This is a genomic window from Enterobacter cloacae complex sp. 6730903 (assembly GCF_048283985.1).
Lineage (GTDB): Bacteria > Pseudomonadota > Gammaproteobacteria > Enterobacterales > Enterobacteriaceae > Enterobacter > Enterobacter hormaechei_C.
Genome location: NZ_JBLVXX010000037.1, coordinates 30,188 through 55,790, shown reverse-complemented (window position 1 = coordinate 55,790; position 25,603 = coordinate 30,188). Strand labels below are relative to the sequence as shown.

General features: G+C 55.5%; 26 protein-coding genes. 17 read left to right on the top strand and 9 right to left on the bottom strand.

The genetic code is table 11. The features are described 5' to 3' along the window. Positions 1 to 92 precede the first annotated feature (92 nt). Positions 93 to 1,346, top strand: coding sequence for an MFS transporter (locus ACNQ0W_RS18040; RefSeq protein WP_017384556.1), 1,254 nt, complete (start codon positions 93 to 95; stop codon positions 1,344 to 1,346). A 73-nt stretch (positions 1,347 to 1,419) separates the two neighbouring features. On the opposite strand, the gene ACNQ0W_RS18035 is transcribed toward ACNQ0W_RS18040, so the two are convergent. Then, complete coding sequence (locus ACNQ0W_RS18035) at positions 1,420 to 2,010, bottom strand: hypothetical protein (RefSeq protein WP_128755764.1); 591 nt, start codon at positions 2,008 to 2,010, stop codon at positions 1,420 to 1,422. Positions 2,011 to 2,274: 264 nt separating this feature from the next. Between ACNQ0W_RS18035 and ACNQ0W_RS18030 the strand changes: the two genes are divergently transcribed. From ACNQ0W_RS18030 to ACNQ0W_RS18015, 4 genes are all read left to right on the top strand, one after another. Next, complete coding sequence (locus tag ACNQ0W_RS18030) at positions 2,275 to 3,762, top strand: carboxypeptidase M32 (RefSeq protein WP_033487066.1); 1,488 nt, start codon at positions 2,275 to 2,277, stop codon at positions 3,760 to 3,762. A 149-nt stretch (positions 3,763 to 3,911) separates the two neighbouring features. Then, positions 3,912 to 4,217, top strand: a complete 306-nt coding sequence (asr, locus tag ACNQ0W_RS18025) for an acid resistance repetitive basic protein Asr (protein WP_062932616.1) — start codon at positions 3,912 to 3,914, stop codon at positions 4,215 to 4,217. A gap of 92 nt (positions 4,218 to 4,309) precedes the next feature. Then, positions 4,310 to 4,393 (top strand): hypothetical protein, encoded by an 84-nt coding sequence (locus ACNQ0W_RS18020; protein ID WP_057979992.1) that lies wholly within the window; start codon positions 4,310 to 4,312, stop codon positions 4,391 to 4,393. A gap of 102 nt (positions 4,394 to 4,495) precedes the next feature. Continuing rightward, positions 4,496 to 5,317, top strand: a complete 822-nt coding sequence (locus ACNQ0W_RS18015; protein WP_003857461.1) for a trypsin-like serine peptidase — start codon at positions 4,496 to 4,498, stop codon at positions 5,315 to 5,317. 5 nt (positions 5,318 to 5,322) lie between these two features. On the opposite strand, the gene mdtI is transcribed toward ACNQ0W_RS18015, so the two are convergent. Both mdtI and mdtJ read right to left on the bottom strand, forming a co-directional pair. Further along, complete coding sequence (mdtI, locus tag ACNQ0W_RS18010) at positions 5,323 to 5,652, bottom strand: multidrug/spermidine efflux SMR transporter subunit MdtI (protein WP_003857463.1); 330 nt, start codon at positions 5,650 to 5,652, stop codon at positions 5,323 to 5,325. Further along, on the bottom strand, positions 5,639 to 6,001 hold the full coding sequence (mdtJ, locus tag ACNQ0W_RS18005; RefSeq protein ID WP_015570633.1) for a multidrug/spermidine efflux SMR transporter subunit MdtJ: 363 nt from the start codon (positions 5,999 to 6,001) through the stop codon (positions 5,639 to 5,641). Before mdtJ ends, mdtI begins: the two co-directional genes overlap by 14 nt. A gap of 420 nt (positions 6,002 to 6,421) precedes the next feature. On the opposite strand from mdtJ, the gene ACNQ0W_RS18000 reads away from it, so the two are divergent. Then, positions 6,422 to 7,462: an AI-2E family transporter gene (locus ACNQ0W_RS18000; protein WP_062932615.1), complete on the top strand. Its 1,041-nt coding sequence runs from the start codon at positions 6,422 to 6,424 to the stop codon at positions 7,460 to 7,462. Here ACNQ0W_RS18000 and ACNQ0W_RS17995 read toward each other — a convergent pair. Then, positions 7,459 to 8,406 (bottom strand): zinc-dependent alcohol dehydrogenase family protein, encoded by a 948-nt coding sequence (locus tag ACNQ0W_RS17995; protein WP_062932614.1) that lies wholly within the window; start codon positions 8,404 to 8,406, stop codon positions 7,459 to 7,461. The two genes, ACNQ0W_RS18000 and ACNQ0W_RS17995, sit on opposite strands and share 4 nt — an antisense overlap. Then, a complete protein-coding gene (locus tag ACNQ0W_RS17990) occupies positions 8,399 to 9,433 on the bottom strand; it encodes an LLM class flavin-dependent oxidoreductase (protein WP_017384559.1) in 1,035 nt (344 codons plus the stop codon). Before ACNQ0W_RS17990 ends, ACNQ0W_RS17995 begins: the two co-directional genes overlap by 8 nt. A gap of 207 nt (positions 9,434 to 9,640) precedes the next feature. Here ACNQ0W_RS17990 and yajD point away from each other — a divergent pair, with 207 nt between their 5' ends. The 9 genes from yajD to pqqF all read left to right on the top strand — a co-directional run bounded on the left by yajD (position 9,641) and on the right by pqqF (position 18,270). Next, positions 9,641 to 9,988: an HNH nuclease YajD gene (gene yajD, locus ACNQ0W_RS17985; protein WP_006808895.1), complete on the top strand. Its 348-nt coding sequence runs from the start codon at positions 9,641 to 9,643 to the stop codon at positions 9,986 to 9,988. A 259-nt stretch (positions 9,989 to 10,247) separates the two neighbouring features. Then, positions 10,248 to 11,513, top strand: coding sequence for a Y-family DNA polymerase (locus tag ACNQ0W_RS17980; protein WP_062932612.1), 1,266 nt, complete (start codon positions 10,248 to 10,250; stop codon positions 11,511 to 11,513). A gap of 104 nt (positions 11,514 to 11,617) precedes the next feature. After that, positions 11,618 to 12,637, top strand: coding sequence for a dipeptidase (locus tag ACNQ0W_RS17975; RefSeq protein WP_047365582.1), 1,020 nt, complete (start codon positions 11,618 to 11,620; stop codon positions 12,635 to 12,637). Positions 12,638 to 12,775: 138 nt separating this feature from the next. After that, positions 12,776 to 12,847, top strand: a complete 72-nt coding sequence (pqqA, locus tag ACNQ0W_RS17970; RefSeq protein WP_002905689.1) for a pyrroloquinoline quinone precursor peptide PqqA — start codon at positions 12,776 to 12,778, stop codon at positions 12,845 to 12,847. A 55-nt stretch (positions 12,848 to 12,902) separates the two neighbouring features. Further along, a complete protein-coding gene (pqqB, locus tag ACNQ0W_RS17965) occupies positions 12,903 to 13,820 on the top strand; it encodes a pyrroloquinoline quinone biosynthesis protein PqqB (RefSeq protein WP_003857504.1) in 918 nt (305 codons plus the stop codon). Positions 13,821 to 13,822: 2 nt separating this feature from the next. Continuing rightward, the gene (gene pqqC / locus ACNQ0W_RS17960; RefSeq protein WP_003857506.1) at positions 13,823 to 14,578 is read left to right on the top strand and encodes a pyrroloquinoline-quinone synthase PqqC; all 756 of its coding nucleotides are present in this window, start codon (positions 13,823 to 13,825) and stop codon (positions 14,576 to 14,578) included. 2 nt (positions 14,579 to 14,580) lie between these two features. After that, entirely contained in the window at positions 14,581 to 14,859 is a 279-nt protein-coding gene (gene pqqD, locus ACNQ0W_RS17955; protein ID WP_062932611.1) for a pyrroloquinoline quinone biosynthesis peptide chaperone PqqD, read from the top strand. After that, on the top strand, positions 14,846 to 15,988 hold the full coding sequence (gene pqqE, locus ACNQ0W_RS17950; protein ID WP_023296519.1) for a pyrroloquinoline quinone biosynthesis protein PqqE: 1,143 nt from the start codon (positions 14,846 to 14,848) through the stop codon (positions 15,986 to 15,988). The genes pqqD and pqqE overlap by 14 nt, the downstream gene beginning before the upstream one ends. A gap of 5 nt (positions 15,989 to 15,993) precedes the next feature. Continuing rightward, on the top strand, positions 15,994 to 18,270 hold the full coding sequence (pqqF, locus tag ACNQ0W_RS17945) for a pyrroloquinoline quinone biosynthesis protein PqqF (RefSeq protein WP_062932610.1): 2,277 nt from the start codon (positions 15,994 to 15,996) through the stop codon (positions 18,268 to 18,270). 86 nt (positions 18,271 to 18,356) lie between these two features. Here pqqF and ACNQ0W_RS17940 read toward each other — a convergent pair whose 3' ends face one another. Both ACNQ0W_RS17940 and ACNQ0W_RS17935 read right to left on the bottom strand, forming a co-directional pair. Beyond that, complete coding sequence (locus ACNQ0W_RS17940) at positions 18,357 to 20,786, bottom strand: glucose/quinate/shikimate family membrane-bound PQQ-dependent dehydrogenase (protein ID WP_048982624.1); 2,430 nt, start codon at positions 20,784 to 20,786, stop codon at positions 18,357 to 18,359. 346 nt (positions 20,787 to 21,132) lie between these two features. Beyond that, entirely contained in the window at positions 21,133 to 21,552 is a 420-nt protein-coding gene (locus ACNQ0W_RS17935) for a translesion error-prone DNA polymerase V autoproteolytic subunit (protein ID WP_062932609.1), read from the bottom strand. A gap of 325 nt (positions 21,553 to 21,877) precedes the next feature. Between ACNQ0W_RS17935 and ACNQ0W_RS17930 the strand changes: the two genes are divergently transcribed. Beyond that, positions 21,878 to 22,078, top strand: coding sequence for a hypothetical protein (locus ACNQ0W_RS17930; RefSeq protein WP_003857516.1), 201 nt, complete (start codon positions 21,878 to 21,880; stop codon positions 22,076 to 22,078). Between the two features lie 46 nt (positions 22,079 to 22,124). Here ACNQ0W_RS17930 and ACNQ0W_RS17925 read toward each other — a convergent pair whose 3' ends face one another. Beyond that, entirely contained in the window at positions 22,125 to 22,991 is an 867-nt protein-coding gene (locus ACNQ0W_RS17925) for an aldo/keto reductase family oxidoreductase (protein ID WP_023296516.1), read from the bottom strand. Between the two features lie 145 nt (positions 22,992 to 23,136). Between ACNQ0W_RS17925 and tcp the strand changes: the two genes are divergently transcribed. Continuing rightward, complete coding sequence (gene tcp, locus ACNQ0W_RS17920) at positions 23,137 to 24,798, top strand: methyl-accepting chemotaxis citrate transducer (protein ID WP_116329885.1); 1,662 nt, start codon at positions 23,137 to 23,139, stop codon at positions 24,796 to 24,798. A 32-nt stretch (positions 24,799 to 24,830) separates the two neighbouring features. Here tcp and smrA read toward each other — a convergent pair whose 3' ends face one another. Then, positions 24,831 to 25,394, bottom strand: coding sequence for a DNA endonuclease SmrA (gene smrA, locus ACNQ0W_RS17915; RefSeq protein WP_003857522.1), 564 nt, complete (start codon positions 25,392 to 25,394; stop codon positions 24,831 to 24,833). Positions 25,395 to 25,603: the final 209 nt, after the last annotated feature.

Sequence of the window (25,603 nt, the reverse complement as noted above, 5' to 3'; positions counted from 1 at the left end):
ATATTAGACAGAATATTTTACATTTTCCTACCCTAATCTTGTGGTCATACCCGTCACCAGAAACCACGGGGATGTTTAAGCAAGGATTATGTGTGAGCCGTACAACGACCGTTGATATCGCGCCGGCCAGCGACATTGATGATTTACCCGCAGCACCGCAGCCGGTTCAGTTTATTAAACGTGGTACCCCCCAGTTTATGCGCGTCACGCTGGCGCTCTTCTCAGCGGGTCTCGCCACTTTCGCCCTGCTCTACTGCGTTCAGCCGATCCTGCCGGTCCTGTCGCATGAATTTGGCGTGTCGCCAGCCAGCAGCAGTATTTCGCTCTCCATTTCAACCGGGATGCTGGCGATCGGTCTGCTGTTCACCGGGCCACTTTCGGATGCCATCGGGCGTAAGCAGGTCATGGTAACGGCGTTAATGCTGGCCTCCGTGTGTACCTTGCTGTCCACCATGATGACCAGCTGGCACGGCATTCTGGTCATGCGCGCGCTGATTGGGTTATCCCTCAGCGGCGTGGCGGCGGTCGGGATGACCTATCTCAGCGAGGAGATCCACCCGAGCTTCGTGGCCTTCTCCATGGGGCTGTACATTAGCGGGAACTCTATCGGCGGGATGAGCGGACGCCTGCTCAGCGGTGTGTTTACTGATTTCTTTAACTGGCGCATTGCGCTGGCCGTTATCGGCTGCTTCGCCCTCGCTTCGGCGCTGATGTTCTGGAAAATCCTGCCGGAATCGCGCCATTTCCGCCCGACCTCCCTGCGTCCGAAAACGTTATTTATCAACTTTCGTCTGCACTGGCGCGATCAAGGGCTGCCCCGTTTGTTCCTGACCGGTTTCCTGCTGATGGGCTCGTTCGTGACGCTGTTTAATTACATCGGCTATCGTCTGATGCTTTCACCGTGGCATCTTAGTCAGGCATTGGTGGGTTTGCTCTCTGTGGCATATCTCACCGGGACATGGAGTTCGCCAAAAGCGGGCGCCATGACCGCGCGCTTCGGTCGTGGTCCGGTGATGCTGGTTTCCACCGCCGTGATGTTGTTCGGACTGCTGATGACGCTTTTCTCTTCCCTGTGGCTGATTTTTGCCGGAATGCTGCTCTTCTCTGCGGGCTTCTTTGCCGCGCATTCCGTTGCCAGCAGCTGGATTGGCCCACGCGCGCGCCGCGCCAAAGGTCAGGCTTCGTCACTGTATCTGTTCAGTTACTATCTTGGTTCCAGCATAGCCGGTACGCTCGGCGGGGTGTTCTGGCACAACTACGGCTGGAACGGCGTGGGCGGATTTATCGCGCTGATGCTGTGCGCGGCGCTGCTGGTGGGCGCGAGCCTGCATAAACGACTGCATTAAATTTAATTGAACTGACGATATTGCATATTACGAAAGGCCAAATTTGATGGCCTTTCGTTTTAAAAGACTTAAATCAACGAGTATTGTAAGCGGCAATACCTGCGCCAACAATAGCCAATACACCCACCACTGCTTTAGCCTCTTTTACATGCTGGTTATGCATTATTGCTGCTTTATTAGCATTAACCGCGTTAGGGTCCAATGTAATAACATTGCTAAAATGATTCATGCAAGCTTCATCAACAGTTCCATTGAAGGTGCCCGAAAGTACTTTATCAGTTTTATTATCTATTGATAATGACAATGCACAAATATGAGTTGCCGTAGCACTGCCATAATTTCCAGTGGTGTCAGATGTTCCAACCGCCCCACCAGAAAAACCGTTACCATATCCCTGATAACTGGAACCACTCACCGCCACAGCATTAGTATCAGTACTAAAAGAACCGACAGACGTTGTCCCCTGATTACTGTCCCACTGATACATCGTCTGACTGCCATTGATGGGCATTGTACGTGTTGGTATCCCTAAATCAGTCATTGCTTCTGCCTTACTATGCCCAATAAGGGTAATTGTGGCATTTCTATACTGAGAAGGAACGGGTTGCATCGCGCAGCCACTTAGCAAAGGCGCTGCAATCGCGCAGAAAATAAATTTATTCATTATAAGAGTTGCCTATTAATTGACTTTGACGCATTGAATATCGCGCCAGATAAGAATATTCCTATACACTCTTCTATATTTGACTATGAGAGCTATTTTCAACATCCAAATAATTCACCCAATCAATATAAACAACATTATTTATTTGCGCAGGTTATTCGATAACATAGAATATCAACGTCATTTGAATAAGTAACATATGTTTTAATCAGATATGAACCTCTGTATGCTCGTTATGACATTCAAACACAACGAGAGCACAGAATGAAAAATAACCATTTTTATCAATCTCTTACCAAAACCTTCCAGCGCCTCTCCCGCTTCTCGCACCTCTCCTCCATCGCCAGCTGGGACATGTTCACCATGATGCCGCCAGGTGGCAGTGCCGCGCGCGGTGAAGCGCTGGCGGAGATGAGCGTCCTGCAACATCAGATCCTGACCGATAAAAAAGTGGGTGAATGGCTGGCGGCGGCGGCAGACGAAGATCTGAACGACGTTGAGCAAGCCAACCTGCGTGAAATGACACGCCACTACCAGCAGGCCACTTTACTGCCGGAATCGCTGGTGGAGGCCAAATCGCTAGCGGGCAGCAGGTGTGAACACGCGTGGCGCACTCAGCGTCCGGCCAACGACTGGCAGGGCTTTTCAGCCAACCTGAAAGAGGTGGTGAAACTCAGTCGTGAAGAGGCCCGCCTGCGCGCTGAGGCTAAAGGCTGCACGCCTTACGACGCGCTGCTGGATATCTTTGAACCCGACATGACCAGCGCTCGCCTGGATGTGCTGTTCGGCGATCTGAAGTCCTGGCTGCCGGAGCTGCTGGCAAAGGTTGTGGAAAAACAGGCTCAACGATCGTTCGTTCCGCCACAGGGTCCCTTCCCGACCGCCACGCAGCGCGAGCTGGGCCTGGAAGCGATGAAAATGCTTGGCTTCGATTTTAATGGCGGTCGTCTGGACGTTAGCGCCCACCCGTTCTGCGGCGGCGTACCGGAAGATGTGCGTATCACCACGCGTTACGATGAAGATGAACTGCTCAGCGCGCTTTTCGGCGTGATCCACGAAACCGGACATGCCCGCTACGAGCAAAACCTTCCGCGAGCGTGGGCCGGTCAGCCCGTTGCGCTGGCGCGCTCTACGGCGATCCATGAATCCCAGAGCTTGTTCTTTGAAATGCAGCTGGGCCGCAGCGACGCTTTCCTGAAGCATCTGCTTCCGGCGGTTCATGCCCGTTTCGGCAGCCAGGCGGCATTCAGCGAAGAGAATTTTATTGCCTGGAACCAGCGCGTGAAGCCGGGCTACATCCGCGTTGATGCGGATGAAGTGAGCTATCCGGCGCATGTGGTGCTGCGCTATGAGATCGAGCGCGCGCTAATCAACGGCGAAATTGAAGTCGATGATATTCCCGCGTTATGGGATGAGAAAATGCAGGCCTGGCTTGGGTTATCCACCAAAGATAACTACCGCAACGGCTGTATGCAGGATATCCACTGGACCGACGGCGGTTTTGGCTACTTCCCGTCTTACACGCTGGGGGCAATGTATGCGGCACAGCTGTTCCATGCCGCCAAAACTGCGCTGCCCGGGTTGCAGGCATCCATCGCCGGGGGCGATTTCTCGGCGCTGTTTGACTGGCTGCGTCAGAATATCTGGCAGCACGGCAGCCGTTTCAGCACGTCGCAGCTCATCACCCAGGCCACGGGTGAAGATCTGAATATCCGCTACTTCCGCGAACATCTGACGTCCCGCTACCTGTAACCGAACGCGCCGGGGGGCCGCCCCGGCGTTGTACATATGGTTACACGCCGATACCAATCACTCACGGAAACCCCGAATTTACAGGGATATAGTTATTTCAACGGCCCCGCAGTGGGGTTAAATGAAAAACCAAATTCGAGGGTATGAAAATGAAAAAAGTATTAGCTCTGGTTGTTGCCGCTACTATGGGTCTGTCTTCCGCTGCATTCGCGGCTGAAACTACCGCCACCGCAGCGCCTGCGGCATCCACCGCTGCTCCGGCCAAAACGGTTCACCATAAAAAACATCACAAAGCGGCTAAACCAGCGGCAGAACAGAAAGCGCAGGCCGCGAAAAAGCACCACAAAAAAGCGGCAAAACCTGCGGTAGAGCAGAAAGCCCAGGCGGCTAAAAAGCATCACAAAAAAGCGGCAAAACACGAAGCGGCTAAACCTGCTGCACAGCCAGCAGCGTAAGAGTACAAGCTTAACCGTGCCCTTCGGGGCACGTTGGTAAACCGGCGCTGAACGGGTTTGCGGTCAGCGCCGTTTTTATATCCGGAGGGCGTATGCTGCGGCGCTATCGGTTTGAGTTCATTCTTATCCTGCTAATTTTATGCGCGCTCATCGCCAGCCACTTTTATCTTTCCTGAATGTAGCACGCTGATTTTACTCCCACTTTCTCGCCGTCGCGTCTATAGTATTTTCATAGGGTTCACTTTTAATAATCATAATTACCCCCACCAGAGTGTGATATGCGTAAATCTGTTGTGTTGTTACTGGGAACGTTTAGCCTTTTTGCTGGCTTTTCACATGCGGATGATGGCGACGATGACGCCATTAGCGCCAAAGAGGTAAAGACGCTGTTTTTTGGTCATGACGATCGTACGCGTGTCACCGATCCTACCGAATCGCCCTGGGATGCCATCGGGCAACTGGAAACCGCCAGCGGCAATTTATGTACCGCGACCCTCATTACGCCACGCCTTGCGCTGACGGCGGGACATTGCCTGTTAATGCCGCCTGAAGGCAAACCGGATAAAGCAATCGCCCTGCGCTTTGTGTCGCAAAAAGGAATATGGCGCTACGAAATTCACGGTATTGAGGGGCGTGTGGATCCGTCGCTTGGCAAACGCCTGAAACCGGATGGCGATGGCTGGATTGTGCCGCCCGGGGCGGCCTCCTGGGATTTCGGGCTGATCGTTTTACGTTATCCGCCGTCCGGGATCACCCCGCTGCCGCTCTTTGATGGCGATAAAGCCGCACTCACCGCCGCCCTCAAAGCTGCCGATCGAAAAGTGACACAGTCAGGCTACCCTGTTGATCACCTCGATTCGCTGTACACCCATACGGACTGCGTGGTGACGGGCTGGGCGCAAAACAGCGTGCTGTCGCATCAGTGCGATACGCTACCGGGTGATAGCGGATCGCCCCTGATGTTAAAAACCGATAACGGCTGGCAGCTGATTGGCGTTCAGAGTTCTGCGCCAGCGGCGAAAGACCGCTGGCGCGCCGATAACCGGGCGTTGTCGGTGACCGGTTTTCGCGACAGGCTTGAAGCCCTGGCGCAGCAGTAGATCACTCAGGCCAGTTTAATCATGATCATGCCGGCGAGCAGTAATACCAGCCCTATCCAGCCTTTATTGTTTAAACGCTGCCCGAACATAATCCAGCCTGCCGCCAGGGTGGCGGCAATACCGAAGCCCCCCCACAGCGCATAGGCCACGGACAGATCGATGCCTTTCACCGCCTGCGACAGGGCGCTAAACGCCCCCAGAACCGCGGCAATCGATAACAGGCCGTAGGCTTTGCGACGAAAACCGTCGGAGAACTTCAGAAAGACGTTGGCAATAATTTCCAGAACGATGGCGAAAGCCAGCCAGGCCGCGTGGATCCATTCAAACTGCTGCATGGGTCTGCTCCTTCTGCTGTTTTGCCGGTTTGCGTGTACCCGATTTAATCAGCACGATACCTGCGACCAGGGTCGTCAGCCCGGCAATTTTCATTGTCGTCAGGGTTTCATCAAATAACATGACGCTAAACAGCGTAATCAATAAAATACCAATACCTTCCCACAATGCGTATGCCACGCCCAGCGCGATTTTTTTAACCGCGAATGAGAGGAAAATATAGGAAAGCGTAATCATGACCAGCATCAAAATAAAACCGGTGCTGCCATCACTCACGCTTGCCCATTTCATCGACAAGGTGCCGGTAATTTCAGCGACGATCGCCAGAGCTAATAAAATCCAGTAAAACATGTTTTTCTCCTGCTTGAGAATATAATCCATTGAGGCTCGCTGCGGACAGCAAACCAAAAAATTGGGAATTAAATCAGTTAGCTAAGCGCATAGCGCCAGCTCAGGCAGAAGACGTGACTATAGCGCGGAACGCCAGTGTTGCTCACCAGAAAGCAGGCAGAGGGAGGTTGAAAACAGAGCAGAGTTGTTTGAAAAATACGTCCTGAACAAATTGTCCATAAAATTACAATTATCCGCGGTGTTGCTTCTCGTCTTTGCGGATGAAAATTGTCCTCGGTAGTTGAACACGCCTGATTTGTATCATAAGCCAGGAATTTACTCAAAGCCTTTTCATTTCTTTACCCAGTCTGTTTGATTTTGGTTAGTTTTTTTAATCCGCTTTCCCCTCTATTATAAATAAAAAACTGTTCAGGAACGTCCATGGCCAAACCTATTATCACCCTCAACGGGCTTAAGATCGTCATCATGCTGGGCATGCTGGTGATCATTCTGACCGGCGTTCGTTTTGCGGCCGATATCATCGTGCCTTTTATCCTGGCGCTTTTTATCGCGGTGATCCTCAATCCGCTGGTGCAGCGAATGGTGCGGCTGCGCATCCCGCGTGTGCTGGCGATAAGCCTGCTTATCAGTATTATTATCGTTGCGATGGTGCTGTTAGTCGCCTATCTGGGAACCTCCCTGAACGAGCTGGCGCGGACGCTGCCGACATACCGCTCTTCCCTGGCGACCCCGCTGCTGCAAATTGAACCCTGGCTGCAACGCGCGGGTATCGAAGTCTCGGTTGAGGAACTGCTTAAATACATCGATCCGAATGCCGCCATGACGATTGTCACCAGCCTGCTGGCACAACTCTCCAACGCCATGACCTCCATTTTCCTGCTGTTCCTGACGGTTGTGTTTATGTTGCTGGAAGTCCCACAGCTGCCTGCAAAGCTCCAGCACATCATGGTGCGTCCGGTAGAGGGAATGGGCGCCATTCAGCGTGCGCTCGACAGCGTTTCACGCTATCTGGTGCTGAAAACGGCCATCAGCCTGGTGACGGGATTCGTGGTCTGGGGGATGCTCGCCGCGCTGGATGTGCGTTTTGCCTTTGTCTGGGGGCTGCTGGCCTTTGCGCTCAACTATATTCCTAACATCGGCTCCGTGCTGGCGGCGATCCCCCCTATCCTTCAGGTGCTGGTTTTCAGCGGTTTGTATGATGCCCTGATCCTGCTGGCAGGCTATCTGGTGATTAACCTTGTCTTCGGGAACATTCTCGAACCACGGATAATGGGACGCGGGCTGGGGCTTTCAACCCTTGTTGTGTTCCTGTCCCTGATTTTCTGGGGCTGGCTGCTCGGGCCTGTCGGCATGCTGCTCTCAGTTCCACTGACAATTATTGTCAAAATTGGCCTGGAGCAGACTGCCGGTGGACAAAGTATCGCTGTACTGCTGAGCGACATGAGCCATAAGGCCGACTAATTGTCCATCGACAGCATGGGCTTGCCCGTTCTTCCCGCTTCGCGATAGTTGCCTACTGCCCGCTGCCATTCCGACAGCGGGTAGAGGGTGACATCGCTGCACTGGCTGGCGCGCAGTTTAGGCCAGATGCGCCGAAACTCCGCCTGCCACGCCTCAGCGTTCAGCGCGTCCAGATAGTTACGAATGTGAAACCACGCCACGCGCGGCAACGGCCGCTGCTGCCGGAAAGTCTGCCCGGAGAGTAATCCGTAGCAGACAAAGGTGCCGGTTTCGGGCATCACGCTCAGGATCGTCTCCGCCAGGCTGCCGCCCGTGGCGTCGTACACCACCTCCGCTTGCGCGGCGGCAGCGTTGACGGCGGCCGTATCATGTTGCGCAATCGGGACGATCCCCATTTCAGCCAGACGTTGAGCGTGCACGGGCGAGCGATGGATCCCGTAAACCGCCTCTGCACCCGCCTGGCGTGCCCATTGCCCGAGCAGGACGGCGCAGTCAGAACCGGCAGCGGTGAGCAGCACCGTTTTCCCGACCGGAGGATAGCGGTCCAGCATCATCTGTGCGGCAAGCGGGTTGATATACGCCCGCGCGGCAAGTAGCGAGTCGACGTCGTCCGGGACGGGAACCGCATACGCCGCCGGGCAGTCGACATAGCGCTGCCAGGTTCCCTGCCCCCGTAACGGCAGGACCCGCTTGCCCAGCAGCGCCGGATAAGCGGCGGGCGTATCGGTCACTATTCCGACCCCTTCATAACCGGCTATCGCAGGCAGCGGCGTGCGATGGCGGTATGCCCCGGTGATGGGGATGAGATCGGAGGCGTTCACCGGAGAAAAAAGCATGCGCACGCGTATCTCTCCCGGCTGTCGCGGCGACAATGGTGCGGTTTCCGCTTGCAGTACCGATTCAGGCTCACCAAACCGGCGATACCAGAGGGCCAGATTACGCATTGCGATCGCGCCATCCCATTTCCGGTGCGACATGTTTCAGGATGGACTCGATCACATGTGCGTTGTATTCCACGCCCAGCTGATTCGGCACGGTAAGCAACAGCGTATCTGCTTCCGCGATCGCTTCATCCTTTTTCAACTGTTCAATCAGCTTGTCTGGCTCTGCGGCATAGCTGCGTCCGAAAATAGCCCGCGTTTTCTCATCCAGATAGCCCACGCTGTCGCTCTCATTGCGGCTTGAGCCGAAATACATCCGGTCGCGATCGTCCATCAGGGCAAAAATACTGCGGCTGACCGAAACGCGTGGCTGACGGGTATGCCCTGCCTCAGCCCAGGCCTGTCGGTAGGCACGGATCTGTTTTGCCTGCTGAATATGGAACGGCTCGCCGGTTTCATCATCTTTCAGCGTTGAGCTTTGCAGGTTCATCCCCAGTGTTGCCGCCCATACTGCCGTTGCATTAGAGCCAGCCCCCCACCAGATACGATCGCGTAAGCCTTCTGAATGCGGCTCCAGACGCAACAATCCCGGCGGGTTTGGGAACATCGGCTGTGGGTTAGGCTTCGCAAACCCTTCACCGCGTAATACATCAAGCAGTACCTCAGTGTGGCGGCGCGCCATATCAGATTCGTTTTCCCCTTCCTGCGGCACGTAACCAAAATAACGCCAGCCATCAATCACCTGCTCCGGGGAACCCCGGCTGATACCAAGCTGTAATCGCCCGCCGGAGATGAGATCTGCCGCGCCAGCATCTTCCGCCATATACAGCGGATTTTCATACCGCATGTCGATCACGCCCGTCCCGATTTCGATGCGTTTGGTTTTCGCGCCTATTGCCGCCAGCAAGGGGAATGGCGAACTGAGCTGGCGGGCAAAGTGATGCACACGGAAATAAGCCCCGTCCGCGCCCAGCTCTTCGGCGGCGACCGCCAGATCGATGGACTGTAACAGCGTGTCAGCCGCGGTTCGCGTGCCGGACTGGGGTGACGGCGTCCAGTGACCAAACGACAAAAATCCGATCTTTTTCATAGTGGAGTATCCTGATAAAGCATTGCGTTATCCCTACTCTACGCATTAACGGATGAGAATAAATGGTGATTATTTAACGGAATGCTTCAAATAAACTGACAGAAATACGCAAATCGCACGCTGCCTTCCCGCAGAGGAGACATTCTCCTGACATCTCATAATGGGATATAGTGTGAACTATTCTCTTTTTAACAGGTAACATCAGCAATGGCTCTGATCCCCAAAAACTACGCACGGCTGGAAAGCGGCTACCGTGAAAAAGCGCTAAAAATCTACCCCTGGGTTTGTGGACGCTGCTCGCGTGAGTTTGTTTATTCAAATCTTCGTGAACTCACGGTTCACCATATCGACCACGATCACACCAATAACCCGGAAGATGGCAGTAACTGGGAGCTGTTGTGCCTGTTTTGTCACGACCACGAACACTCTAAGTACACCGAAGCGGATCAGTACGGCACCACCGTTGTCGCGGGTGAGGATGCGCAAAAAGACGTGGGTGTCGCCACGTTTAACCCCTTTGCCGATCTCAAGGCGATGATGAACAAGAAGAAGTAATATCGACGGCTTCACTGCCCATACCTGCCGTATGGGCACTTATATTCCTTAAATATTTCATTAAATACCCTTTCCGCCAGATTTGCCTCGCCACCATTCTGGACATAACCCTCGCCCTCCTGCACCCGTACGACGTCACTCCTCGTTCCCCCTTGATCTTTGCTATCAATATACAATACTGTATATAAATACAGTATTGATTAACGGTGATCATAATGCAGTTTTTCACCCCACCTGGCGATACCAGAGCGAGCTGACCATGTTTGCACTGTGTGATGTGAACGCTTTCTATGCTTCCTGTGAAACGGTTTTTCGCCCGGACCTGAAGGGACGACCGGTGGTCGTATTGTCCAATAACGATGGGTGCGTCATCTCTCGCTCCGCTGAAGCCAAACCCTTTGTGAAAATGGGTGAACCGTACTTCAAACAGAAAGATCTCTTCAGGCATCATGGCGTGGTTTGTTTCAGCAGTAATTATGAACTTTACGCGGATATGTCCAACCGGGTAATGAACACGCTTGAAGCGATGTCGCCTCGTAGCGAAATATACTCAATTGATGAGATCTTTTGCGATCTTACCGGCGTGCGTAATTGTCGCGATCTTTCCGATTTTGGGCATGAAATGAGAGCGACCGTACTGCAACACACCCATCTGACCGTCGGGGTGGGCATCGCACCCACAAAGACGCTGGCGAAACTGGCAAATCACGCGGCGAAACGCTGGCAGCGCCAGACGAGAGGCGTTGTTGATTTATCCAATGTGGATCGTCAGAGAAAGCTGATGGCGGCGCTACCCGTCGAAGACGTTTGGGGTGTAGGACGTCGCATAGCGAAGAAGCTTGAGATGATGGGGATTAAGACCGTCCTGCAACTGGCAGACACCGATATCCGGTTCATAAGAAAACATTTCAATGTCGTGCTGGAGAGAACGGTGCGTGAATTACGGGGCGAATCGTGTCTTGAACTGGAAGAGTTTGCCCCGGTAAAGCAAGAAATCGTCTGTTCGCGCTCGTTTGGCGAACGCATCACGGAATATGACGATGTACGCCAGGCCATCTGTAGTTATGCCGCCCGGGCAGCAGAAAAACTTCGCAATGAGCATCAGCATTGCCGCTTTATCACCGTATTTGTTAAAACCTCGCCCTTCGCGCTTAACGAGCCATATTATGGCAATAGCGCGTCGGTAAAACTGCTCACCCCAACCCAGGATAGCCGGGATATTATCAGCGCATCAGTTCGTTGTCTGGATGCGGTCTGGAAGAACGGCCATCGGTACCAGAAAGCCGGAGTGATGCTGGGAGATTTTTATAGCCAGGGCGTCGCGCAACTTAATCTGTTTGACGACAACGCACCCAGGAAAAACAGCCAAAAGTTAATGGATGTATTAGACCATCTGAATGCTGAAAATGGCCGTGGCACGCTTTACTTCGCGGGACAGGGTATTCAGCAGCCGTGGCAGATGAAACGGGAAATGCTTTCACCCCGCTACACCACCCGCTTTGAGGATCTCCTCACTGTTAAGTGATATTAACAATTGCTGCTAAGTTGTAATTTTCCCCTTGCCGGACCGGACAAATCGGTTATCGTGCCAGGCAACTTTCGCAGCAATAAAAGACAGTGGGATGCGCTATGGCGATTTTTGATGGTCACAATGACCTGTTGCTTAATTTATGGCTTCACCATCGCCAGGATCCGGTAACGGCCTTCTTCTCCGGCATTGAGAAGGGACACCTCGATTATCCACGCATGCAGCAAGGCGGATTTTCCGGCGGGCTGTTCGCGCTGTTCGTGCCGCCGCAGGAGTATATCGCCCGCATGGCGCCACAATACGCCAGCGAGCCGTGGCAGCCGGTCGACATTCTCTGGCAGCAGCTGACGATCCTTAAGCAGCTTGTCGCCCACTCCGATGGCCGGGCGCGATTGTGCCTGAGCGCGGCGGATATCGAACGCTGCCGTCAGGATAAAGTGCTGGCGATGGTGGCGCATATTGAGGGCGCGGGCGGTTTTGACGGCGAGGGAGGCGATCTACAGGCTTTTTATGCCGCCGGGGTGCGCAGCATTGGGCCTTTCTGGAACATTGCTAACCGTTTTGGCACCGGCGTTAACGGGGCGTTTCCCGGCAGCCCGGACAGCGGCCCAGGGCTTACCGCTGAGGGTATCGCCCTCATTAAGCACGCTAACGCCCTGAACATGCTGATTGACGTTTCGCATATGAATGAAAAAGCGTTCTGGGATACCGCTCGTCATTCCTCTTCACCGCTGGTCGCCACCCATTCCAACGCCCATACGCTGTGCCCGCAACCGCGCAATCTGACCGATCGGCAGCTGCTGGCTATCCGCGACAGCGGCGGCGTGGCAGGCGTCAATTTCGGCAACGCGTTTTTGCGCGCCGACGGTAAACGCGATAGCGATACCCCGCTGAGCACAATCGTTCGTCATATCGACTATCTTATTAACATCATGGGTGACGATCATGTCGCGCTGGGCTCCGATTTTGACGGCATTACGTTGCCTGATGATTTACACGATGTGAGTGGTTTACCACGGCTAATCAGCGCATTGCGTGACAGCGGCTATGATCAATTTGTGCTGAATAAGCTGCTGTGGGGCAACTGGCAAAAGGTATTGCAAAATGTTTGGCAACAATAGGTTACGTTGTAAACATTAAGTTAATTCCTTACATCTTTCGGGTTGAGCTTTGCCCTCCTGTGACGCATTATTTGATGACCATCACAAAACTGGCACAAACAATGGCGTTGGTGCTGCTTTTTTAAAGAGGAAAAAACGATGTGGAAGAAACCTGCTTTTATTGATTTACGTCTTGGCCTGGAAGTGACCCTGTACATTTCCAACCGCTAATCGCTCTGCCCGCCATCCGTGCGGGCATTTTTGTTTGACTACCTGGCCCATCTTCATGTTTATTAAAGTCCTCGGTTCCGCCGCTGGCGGTGGTTTCCCCCAGTGGAACTGTAACTGCGCCAACTGTCAGGGTTTGCGCGACGGTACCCTTCAGGCGACCCCTCGCACCCAGTCGTCGATCATCGTCAGCGATAACGGCAAAGAGTGGGTGCTGTGTAACGCCTCCCCCGATATCAGCCAGCAGATTGCCCATACGCCAGAACTGAATAAGAAAGAGGTTCTGCGCGGCACGCATATTGGCGGCATTATTCTCACCGATAGCCAGATTGACCACACCACCGGGCTGCTCAGCCTGCGCGAGGGGTGCCCACATCAGGTATGGTGTACGCCGGAGGTGCATGAAGATCTTTCCAGCGGATTCCCGATTTTTACCATGCTCCGGCACTGGAACGGCGGCCTGATTCATCACCCGATCGCGCCGCTCACCGCCTTTAGCGTGGAAGCCTGCCCTGATTTGCAGTTTACCGCTGTCCCCATCGCCAGTAACGCGCCGCCCTATTCGCCGTGGCGCGACCGCCCGCTGCCGGGGCATAACGTGGCGCTGTTTATCGAAAACCGCCGCAACGGTCAGACGCTGTTCTACGCGCCGGGTCTCGGTGAACCCGATGACGCCATCCTGCCGTGGCTTAAAAAAGCGGACTGCCTGCTGATTGACGGCACCGTCTGGCAGGACGATGAACTCCAGGCCACCGGCGTCGGACGCAATACCGGCCGCGACATGGGCCATCTGGCGCTCGGCGATGAACACGGCATGATGGCGCTGCTGGCCTCGCTGCCGGCAAAGCGCAAGATTCTGATCCACATTAATAACACCAACCCGATCCTTAACGAGCAGTCGCCGCAGCGTCACGCCCTTGCGCAGCAGGGAATAGAAGTGAGCTGGGACGGGATGAACATCACGCTTCAGGACTAACTATGCACATTCGCGAAACGCTCTCGCCGCAAGAGTTTGAGCACGCCCTCCGGGCGAAAGGCGCCTACTATCATATTCACCATCCGTACCATATCGCGATGCATAACGGCGAGGCCAGCCGCGAGCAGATCCAGGGCTGGGTGGCGAACCGGTTTTACTACCAGACGACGATCCCGCTGAAAGACGCGGCAATTATGGCGAACTGCCCGGATCCGCACACGCGTCGCAAATGGGTGCAGCGGATCCTCGATCACGACGGCAGCAACGGTCATGACGGCGGTATCGAAGCCTGGCTACAGCTGGGCGAAGCCGTGGGGCTCAGCCGCGAGGACTTAATCAGCGAACGCCACGTGCTGCCCGGCGTCCGTTTCGCCGTCGACGCTTACGTTAACTTCGCCCGCCGCGCCAACTGGCAGGAGGCGGCATGCAGCTCGCTCACCGAACTGTTCGCCCCGCAAATCCATCAGTCGCGTCTCGACAGCTGGCCACAGCACTACCCGTGGATCAAAGAGGAAGGCTATTTTTATTTCCGCAGCCGCCTCAGCCAGGCCAGCCGCGACGTTGAACACGGTCTGGAGCTGGCGAAGCGTTACTGCGATAGCGCAGAAAAGCAGAATCGGATGCTGGAGATCCTTCAGTTCAAACTCGATATCCTGTGGTCGATGCTCGACGCGATGACCATGGCCTACGCGCTACAGCGTCCGCCTTATCACACGGTCACCGACAAAGCGGCCTGGCACACAACCCGACTGGTATAAGCATGCAAAAAAACTCCATCGTCGCCTTTCGTCGCGGCTATCGCCTGCAATGGGAAGCCGCTCAGGACAGCCATGTCATCCTCTATCCGGAAGGCATGGCTAAACTTAATGAGGCCGCGGCCGCGATCCTCGAACTGGTCGATGGCCAACGCGACGCGGCGGCCATCATTGCCATACTCAACGAACGGTTCCCGGAAGCCGGCGGCGTGGATGACGACGTCGTAGAATTCCTGCAAATCGCTTATCAACAGAAGTGGATTATTTTCCGTGAGCCAGAATAAACCCGCCGTCAATCCACCGCTGTGGCTGCTGGCGGAGCTGACCTATCGCTGTCCGCTACAGTGTCCTTACTGCTCTAACCCGCTGGACTTTGCCCGGCAGGATCAGGAGCTGACCACCGAACAGTGGATTGAGGTTTTCCGCCAGGCGCGGGCGATGGGCAGCGTGCAGATAGGTTTTTCCGGCGGCGAACCGTTGACGCGTAAAGATCTGCCGGAGCTGATCCGCGCCGCCCGCGATCTCGGTTTTTATACCAACCTGATCACCTCGGGAATTGGCCTGACGGAAAGCAAGCTCGACGCGTTCAGCGAGGCCGGTCTGGACCATATCCAGATTAGCTTCCAGGCCAGCGATGAAGTGCTCAACGCTGCGCTGGCGGGAAATAAAAAAGCCTTCCAGCAGAAGCTGGCGATGGCCAGAGCGGTCAAAGCCCGCGATTACCCGATGGTGCTGAATTTCGTCCTGCACCGACATAATATCGATCAGATCGATAAAATCATCGAGCTGTGCATCGAACTGGACGCCGACGACGTCGAACTTGCCACCTGCCAGTTCTACGGTTGGGCGTTCCTTAACCGTCAGGGGCTTCTGCCGACGCGGGAACAGATCGCCCGCGCGGAACGCGTGGTTGCCGAATATCGGCAAAAAATGGCCGCCAGCGGCAATCTGACCAACCTGCTGTTCGTCACCCCCGATTATTACGAAGAGCGGCCAAAAGGCTGTATGGGCGGCTGGGGGTCGATATTCCTCAGCGTGACCCCGGAAGGCACGGCGCTGCCCTGCCACAGCGCGCGCCAGCTGCCGGTGGATTTCCCGTCGGTGCTTGAGCAGAGCCTGGAATCCATCTGGTATGACTCTTTCGGCTTCAACCGCTATCGCGGGTTTGACTGGATGCCGGAGCCGTGCCGCTCCTGCGATGAAAAGGAGAAGGACTTCGGCGGCTGCCGCTGCCAGGCCTTTATGCTCACCGGGAATGCGGATAACGCCGATCCGGTGTGCAGCAAATCGCCGCATCATCATAAAATTCTCGAGGCGCGCCGCGAAGCAGCCTGTAGTGATATGAAGATCGGTCAGCTTCAGTTCCGCAACCGTACCCGCTCTCAGCTTATCTATAAAACCCGGGAACTGTAACGATAATGACCACCCGCATCGTGGAACTGGCAGGCGGTTTGCGCGCAACGCTGGTGCATCAGCCGCAGGCGACACGCGCGGCGGCGCTGGCGCGCGTGAGTGCCGGAAGCCATCACGAACCACCGCGCTTCGCCGGTCTTGCGCATTTACTTGAGCACCTGCTGTTCCGCGGTAGCCAGCGCTATCAGGGCGATGATCGACTTATGGCCTGGGTCCAGCGCCAGGGCGGCAGCGTCAATGCCACCACGCTGGCTCGCCACAGCGCTTTTTTCTTCGATGTCGCCGCCGATAACCTGTCCGACGGCGTCGCGCGGCTGCGGGATATGTTGCAGGCGCCGCTGCTTTCATCGCATGACATACAGCGCGAAGTGGCGGTCATTGATGCGGAAAACCGGCTCATCCAGCAACATGATTCCGCCCGGCGCGAAGCGGCGGCGCGCCACGCGATGGAAGAACCCGCGTTTTTTCGCCGTTTTCAGGTGGGTAGCAAGGAGTCTCTCGGGCAGGACCCGGTATCGCTGCAAGCCGCGTTGCGCGACTTTCATCGTCGCTATTATGTGGCCGGACACCTGCAATTGTGGCTGCAAGGGCCGCAAACGCTGGATGCGCTGGCCGAGCTTGCCCATACGTTTGCGTCTGGTTTTGCGTCAGGAGGCATGCCTGAAACCGTTCCCCCGTTGCGTCTTAGCGCTGAAGCAGATTATCAGCTGGCGGTGACGGAGCGACCCGCACTGTGGCGTTGTCCGCTCATTCGAAAAAGTGACAACGTCACTTTATTTCGGGAGTTTTTACTGGACGACGCCCCCGGAAGCCTGATTGCCGGGCTACGGGCGCGCGGGCTGGCAGAAGAAGTCGCCCTGAACTGGCTTTATCAGGATGATGATTACGGCTGGCTGGCGCTAACGGTTGATAGCGAACGGCCCGAGGACATTGACCCGCACATTACCCACTGGCTACGGGCGCTACAGCAAACGACGGATGAGCAGCAGCGGCATTATTATCGGCTGGCACAGCAGCGTTTCAGCGCCCTGCCGACGCTGGAGCAGCTGCGCCAGCGGGCGTTTGGTTTTGCGCCCGGCGCGACGCCCGTGGGTTTTTCCGCCTTTTGTGCCGATTTACTGACGGCGCCCACCTCGTATCTGGCCTGCAAAAAAATGGAAACCGCTGAAATTATCGCCAGCCAGGGTTTTGCCCTGCCGCTTAGCCATTGGCGTCGCCAGCCGGTTGCAGATGATAGCCCCATCGCGTTTTCCTTCTACCCGCAGACTGCCAGGTATGCTGCGCCAGCCCCGACGTCAGAAGCCGCTCCACTGCTGCATTTGTCGGCGCAGACACAACCGCCGACGCTGATACTGCGCAGGCCTTTTTATTCGCGCGTGGAACGGGCGCACGGGGTGGCGATGGGCAAACAGTTACGCCCTCTTCTTGCTGAACTGCGCCATATCGACGGCAGCGGCGAGTGGCAGACGGTTGACGGTAGCTGGCAGCTCACCCTGCGGCTTCCTGACGCCGTGGTGACGGCGGAACCCATCATCGGGGCGATAATCGATCGCCTCTCCCACCCCGCTCCGGCTCTTACGCCAGCGCCAGAAGGCATCGCCATCCGTGAGCTGCTCCAGCAATTGCCTGAACGTCTGGCATCGGATCCGCCACGGGACGGCTGGCTGGCGGCGTTAGTTGGCGGCAGCGCCGGGCACGCGCACGGGTTAGCCCGGCAGCTTGGCCTGCTCCGGACACCGGTTAACGCTACGCCGTTGCCGTTAAGCGGTTGTCCCGGCGGGATCGAACACATTCCGCACGCCAGCGCGGATTCGGCGCTGCTGGTGTTTATTCCCCTGCCGCCGGGCGCGTCGCTCGCCGCGCTGCGGCTGCTGGCGTTATGCTGCGAACCGCAATTTTTCCAGCGCCTGCGTGTGGAACAGCAGATTGGCTACGTGGTCAGCTGTCGTTATCAGCGTATTGCCGATCGCGATGGCCTGCTGCTGGCGTTACAGTCGCCTGACCGTTCTCCCGTGAACCTGTTGGGTTGCTGCAAACGATTTTTGCGTGAGCTGACGCCGTGCGATGAGGCAGCGTTCAGCGTATTGCGACAGCAGCTGGCGACGCAGATCCGCTCACCGATGGATGCCAGCGCCACGGCAGTGGCCGCCCTGCGCCAGCGCTATGGTTTGCCGGTGTTAACGCCGCAGGCTATTGATGCCCTGCAACCTGACGAGATAGTCGCGCTATGGCGCGAGATGACTCGCCGTCGCCGACGCTGGCGGGTGCTTTTCACGGGCTGACCGGAACCGGCGCTTTCTTCCTGTGCGTAGTTTTTAGTCAAAAAAAAGCCCCGTACTACGACGGGGCCGGGCTGCTTATTTCGCTGTTATTTATCCAGCGCGTAGGCAATCACGTAGTCACCACGATCCGGCGACTGGCGTGCACCGCCGGCAGAGATCAGAATGTACTGTTTGCCGGTTTTCGGTGATACATAGCTGATAGGTCCGCCCTGGCTCCCCACCGGGAGACGCGCTTTCCACACTTCTTCCCCCGTAGAGGAATCAAAGGCGCGCAGGTAGTAATCCTGGGTTCCCGCAATGAAGACCAGACCGCCCTGCGTGGCCAGCGTACCGCCCAGCGTCGGCATACCGACAGGCATCTGCATACGCATTTTTACCCCAAACGGACCGGTATCCTGAACGGTACCGACCGGCACCTGCCAGACGATTTTCTGCGTTTTCAGGTCAATCGCGGAGAGGGAGCCAAACGGTGGTTTCTGACACGGAATGCCCAGCGGTGACATGAAACGGTTTTTGTTGACCGAATACGGCGTTCCTTTCATCGGAACGGCGCCCATCCCGGCGTTCACGGCTTCACCGCCCGTGTTTGCCACCGCGCTCTGCGGATCTTGTTTAATCAGCTGGACCCACAGACCCAGACGCATGTCGTTGACGAAGATGTACTGGTTGTTCGGATCGGTGGACAGACTACCCCAGTTCATTCCCCCCAGCGAGCCCGGGAAGCTCAGGGAAATATCGGTTCCCGGCATCGTGTACAGACCGTCATAACGCATTGATTTGAAGCTGATACGACAGGCCAGCTGGTCAAACGGCGTCGCCCCCCACATATCCGATTCTTTCAGGGTTTCCGCGCCAATCTGCGGCATTCCCACAGAACGCGGCTGCGTTGCCGGGTACTGTTCACGTGGAATATCCGCTGGTTTTACCGGAACCTCTTTCACTTCAGTGAGCGGTTTACCCGTCAGGCGATCAAGAACATAAATTTGCCCCGCTTTGGTGCCCACCACCACCGCGGGCTTGTTGCCCTCTTTCGTCGGGAAATCAACCAGGCTCGGCTGCATCGGGATATCGAAATCCCAGAGGTCGTTATGCACGGTCTGGTATACCCACTTCTCTTTCCCGGTAGTCGCATCCAGCGCGAGGATTGAGGTGGCGTATTTATGATCTTCCGGAATACGGTCAGCGCCCCACAGGTCGACAGAGGAACTTCCCATCGGGATAAACACGGTATTCATCGACGCATCCCAGGACATAGGGGCCCAGGAGTTTGCAGAGCTACGTTTGTAGTGTTCGCCCGGCTTCAGAACATAGTTCGGATCCGGATTACGCGGGTCGAACGCCCAGCGCAGCTGGCCGGTGATCACGTCATAACCACGTATAACGCCTCCCGGCATATCGGTGCTGACGTTATCCGCAACGCGGCCGCCAACGACAACCGTCGTACCCGCCAGCGTCGGGGCCGACGTCAGCACGTAGGTGGGATCTGACGCGTCGCCCATCCCTTCATGCAGGTTAACGCTGCCGTTAGTGCCGAAGTCCGGGCAGAACTTGCCGTTATCGGCGTCTAACGCGATCAGCTTACCGTCGATGGTATTCATCAGGATACGGCGCTGGCATGCAGCGCCCGGTGCGACCTGCGCTGGCAGAACCGGCGTGGAGCCAGCTACCGTTGGCTGTGCCAGCGGTTTGGTGGCATCAAAGTACGCCAGGCCACGGCAGCGCATCCAGATTGCAGACTTGGCGTTGATTTCCGCTTTCCAGATCTCTTTCCCGCTATCGGCATCCACGGCGATCACGTTGTTATGCGGCGTACAGAGGAACACACGATCGCCAACCTGTAGCGGCGTTTGCTGATCTTCTGCGCCATTGCCGTCCGGACTTTCCGGTACGTCACCGGTATGGTAGGTCCAGACCGGTTTCAGGTTTTTCACGTTGTCACGGGTTATCTGGTCCAGCGCCACAAAGCGACTACCGCCAGCCGTATTACCGTAGTGATCCCAGTTCTGCTGTTTCGCATCATCTTTTACCGGCACCAGCGGGCGTTTTTCACCGCTAAACGGCACGGTCGGATGGGGTTGAAACATCTGAACAAAGGTGACGCCCATGGCGATAATAAGGACCGCGCAGACCCCCACGGCTCCTTTTGCGCAGGACGGTTTTCCTTCACGTTTACGCAATGCAGGCCAGGTAGCGGCTGCCAGCACCATCAGCCCGGCGGGTACCATTAAACGGGAAACCAGCGGCCAGAAGTCGAGCCCGGCATCGAAAAATGCCCAAATCAGGGTGCCAAGAAACACCAGGGCAAACAGCCCCACGGCAGAGGACTTGCGGCGGAAGAACTGAATCGCAGAGAGCAGAGTGATAACCCCGGCGATGAGAAAATACCAACTCCCCCCCAGGGAAACCAGTTTAAAACCGCCGATGGCAAAAAAGAGCCCCGTTACAAGAAGTATCACACCCACCAGCAGGCACCACGGGCCTAACCAGCCGGATGGGCGGGGATTATTGTCTGACATAAAAATGAATCTCCTGATTACTTTATAACAGCAGGGTTTTATTGACTGCCACGATGCTAAAACCCCGCACAACATCAATTGTTCGTGTGCGAATCATAAATTAAAATTATAATGTAGACAAAATGTATTCTGTCGGAAGAAAAGAAAACTCACTAAAGTGCAGGAACATAACAAAATAAAAAAATGGGATATCACTCTGTAATTCGCCAATACCAGAATATTTGACCAGTCAGTTCCGGCTTATGCGATGAATATCAGGTTTGCCGACAAGACAGCCCGGATAACGTAAGATTTTTGCATGATGAGAATTAACTTATTGCCTATTAATTAAGCTTCACAAACACGATCAGCTCGCGGATTTCACGATATACGTCACTACACCAAAGATATCGAGCGTATCGTCGCTGCCGACAATAATCGGTGAATAGGCGCTGTTCATGGGGTTGAGTTGAATATTGGGACGCAACTGGAGGCGCTTCACGGTAAATTCGCCCTCTACCGCCGCAATCACGATATCGCCATGCTCAGGCTTGCGGGAACTGTCCACCACCAGCAAATCACCGTTATTGATCCCCCCTTCTATCATCGAGTCACCGGCGGCTTTGACAAAGTAAGTGGAGCTGGGATGGGCGACTAATAACTCGTTTAAATCGATACGCCGCTCTACATAATCCGCTGCCGGGCTGGGGAAGCCGCACTGTACTAAGTCGCTGAAAAGTGGAATAGCAACGATTTCACGCAAGTCTGCGGGTCTGAAAAAGATCATAATAAACACCTCCATACTGTTTTTATATACAGTAGTTTTAACTGAGGTATCGATCAAGCCATGTCAGCGTAAGCGGCTGGCTACGCCTTAACCGCTTCGCTTATAACCCTCTATAGCAATGAAGATTATTTGTTTTGTAAATTTTTACGCATGGGCAAGCTTAACGCGTCATAAAACATCACTATCAAATCACTTACTAATGACTTCCAAATACAGAAAAGACAACTTAGCATCACTGCATAATCACTATCCGTTGACTTTCTATTTAGACTGGCGCATATTTTACAGCACAAATTAACAAGACAATTTTTGGAGGACGTTTTCTATGCCCGCCCGTGATTATCCCGATAAGCGTGTTGCTCGCGGTGTCGCAAAGGAGGCCGAACTCAGGATGTTAAGCGCGCGCATCGATCCTGCGCTGATGGAGTACATCCGCATTACTGCGTATGAAACACGGAAAAGTAAGCAGGAAATCGTGGCGGAAGCATTAGCGCTTCACCGCCAAAGAAGTCAGATTGGATCATAAACAGCAAAAGCCCGAAAAATCCTCCGGGCTTTTGCTGCCATCGGGATTACCCCACCAGCGAATTTAACGTCTCCAGCGCCTCAGGCGGCAAAACCAGATCGGCTGCCGCCAGGTTTTCACGCAGATGCGCCACCGATGAGGTTCCCGGGATCAAGAGGATATTTGGCGAGCGTTGCAGCAGCCATGCCAGCGCCACCTGCATCGGCGTCGCGCCCAGCGAATCCGCCACCGCCTGTAGTCCGGAAGATTGCAGTGGCGTGAAACCACCCAGCGGGAAGAACGGCACCCAGGCAATCCCCTGCTGCGCCAGTGAATCGACCAGCGCATCGTCACCGCGATTCACAACGTTGTACATGTTCTGTACGCACACCACGGAAACCATCTTCTGCGCTTCAGCAACCTGCGAAGCGGTGACGTTGCTCAGCCCAATATGACGAACCAGCCCCTGCTGTTGCAGCTCCGCAAGGGTGCTCAGCGGCGCGGCAATCGAACCTTCCGCCGGTCCGTGGGTGCTAAACATGATCCGCAGGTTAACCACGTCCAGCACATCCCGCTTCAGGTTACGCAGGTTGTCATGCACCGCCTGCGTCAGCTCCTGCGCGGAAAACGCCGGCAGCCAGGAGGCATCCTCGCCGCGTCGGGCGCCGATCTTGGTCACAATCGTAAGGTCGTCCCGGTACGGATGAAGCGCCTCGCAGATAAGCTGGTTGGTCACATGAGGGCCGTAAAAATCGCTGGTATCAATGTGATTCACACCCGACGCCACCGCTTCACGCAGCACCGCCAGCGCCGCATTTTTGTCTTTTGGCGGACCAAAAACGCCAGGCCCGGCAAGCTGCATCGCGCCATAGCCAAATCGTTTAACCGTACGCGTTCCGAGCGTGAACGTTCCGCTTTTATCTATGCTGCTCATGCTGACCTTCCTCATAAAAAATGATCCGGGTTTACAACAGGTTCCGCAACGAAACCATTAGTTAAGCAATAGTAAAATTAAAGTTTAAATTCGCTACGACGATAGTATTGATGTAACCCTGCCTCTTCTCTTACGGATGACCGCCATGCTGAAAAATCTGCACGTGATTACCGGTATTATCTTTGCCCTCACCATATTCTGTCTGCTGCAAGTTGTCACGGGAGGGTTGTTCTACTCTGCCGTTAACAACGATCGTCACAACTTTCAGAACTCCGGGTTACTCAATGCCCAACAGGAGAGCCTGAGCGACAGCGTGAACACGCTGGTGAAAACGCGCGTTACCGTCACCCGCGTGGCGATCCGCTACCTGAAAAACCAGCGCGATCCGGCCTCTCTCGCAGCAATTAACACGCTGCTGGGCACCGCGAACGGTTCGCTGACCAAAGCCGAAGACTATTACAAAAACTGGCAGGCGATTCCGCAGGTGAAGGGCCAGAATGCCGCGCTCACCGAAGAGATGCAGAAAGCCTGGAAGCAAATGCACGAGGTGATGCGCTTGTCCATTGAGTATCTGCGCGCCGATAAGTATCAGGCCTATGGCGACCTGGACGCCCAGCAGGCGCAGGATGAGATGGAGGCGGTCTATACCCGCTGGCGCGCTGAAAACAACGTGCTGCTGAAAGCCGCCGCCGAAGAGAATCAGAGCAGCTTTACCCAGATGCAGTGGACGCTGGCGGCGATCTTCCTGACCGTTATCGCCGTGCTGGTGGTGATCTGGCAGGGTTTACAGCACCTGCTCCTGAAACCGCTCAACGCCATCATGAACCATATTCGCACCATCGCGAGCGGCGATCTGACGCAAAACGTCGCGATTACCGGGCGCAACGAGATGGGCCAGCTGGCTGCTGGTCTGCACGAGATGCAGCAGTCGCTGGTGAGCACCGTCAGCGCCGTGCGCGGCAGCACCGATTCGATCTACACGGGCGCAGGAGAAATTGCCGCCGGGAGTAACGACCTTTCCGCGCGAACCGAGCAGCAGGCAGCCTCGCTGGAAGAGACCGCCGCCAGTATGGAAGAGCTGACTGCCACGGTGAAACAGAACTCGGATAACGCCCGCCAGGCGACGCTGCTGGCGAAGAATGCGTCTGAAACCGCCGCACGCGGCGGTCAGGTGGTGGATAACGTGGTGCGTACCATGAATGACATTGCCGACAGTTCTCAGCAAATTGCGCATATCACCGGCGTTATCGATAGCATTGCCTTCCAGACCAACATTCTGGCGCTCAACGCGGCGGTTGAAGCCGCCCGTGCCGGGGAACAAGGTCGCGGCTTTGCGGTCGTGGCAGGTGAAGTACGGACGCTGGCCAGCCGCAGCGCGCAGGCGGCAAAAGAGATCAAAGGGCTTATCGAGAACTCTGTCAGCCGGGTGAATACCGGCTCGGAACAGGTAAGCGAGGCGGGTGCGACCATGAAAGAGATCGTCGCGGCCGTGACGCGCGTGACCGATATTATGGCTGAGATTTCCTCGGCGTCTGACGAGCAGAGCCGCGGTATAGAGCAGGTCAGCCTGGCGGTCTCGCAGATGGACAGCGTCACGCAGCAAAACGCCGCGCTGGTACAGGAGTCGGCAACGGCGGCGGCAGCGCTGGAAGATCAGTCTGAACAGCTGCGTCAGGCCGTGGCGGCATTCCGGCTGAACGCTCAGGCATCGCTGGCGGCTCGCCCTAAAAACGTGAAAACGCCCGTACTGCTGCGCCCGTCAGTGGCAGGCGCGAATACAGCTGACGCGAACTGGGAAACCTTCTGAGTGACAGGCGGGCATCTCGCCCGCCTGCCTGATTAGCGGCTGCGCTTGGCGTGGCGCTCCCAGTTATCACGCTTCGCATCCTCTGACTTACGCAACGAGACATAGCATGCTCCGCTGCCGCCGTGATGGGGCTGCGCTTCGCAAAAGGCCTGTACTTCGTCGAACTCGGTCAGCCAGCGCGCAAGATAGCTGCGCACCACGTTAGGATGCGACTGCTGTTCACGCCCTTTACCATGCACGATGATCAGGTTGCGTAGCCCGTCACGTCCGGCCTGGCGAATAAAGGAATAGACCAGCTGGCGGCATTGCTCCGCAGGCTGGCGTAACAGCGTTAAGCTGGCCTGACGGGAATATTTGCCGGAACGCAGCTTATCAAATACCCCCTGCTGTACCCCTTCGCGCTGGAACATCAGCGGCTCGTCAAGGGGCAACAGTTCCAGAAACCCCAGCGTCAGAAAGTTATCGAGCTGCTCAGTATCTATTTCCTGACGCGCCCGCGTGTTGCGGCTCTGCTGCCAGTGAATATCCGCGCAGCGTTTGAGCGGCTGGACATCCTCCATGGCGTCAAGAAAAAGTGATTTGTCGTCAGGGTTCATGGAAATCCTCCGGCTACATCTGAGTGATGTACTATACCTGCGCCCGTTGCGGGTCTCAATCATCCGGGCACGGGTTCAAATAATGGCTTAAGGAACGGATAATCGCAGACGCAATAAATTTAATCCAACCTTAACTTAAATTTCAGCCGTAATTAATTAAATAATTTACGTTAAAAAATCGTGAAATCAATCACTCAACGTCCTTCTCT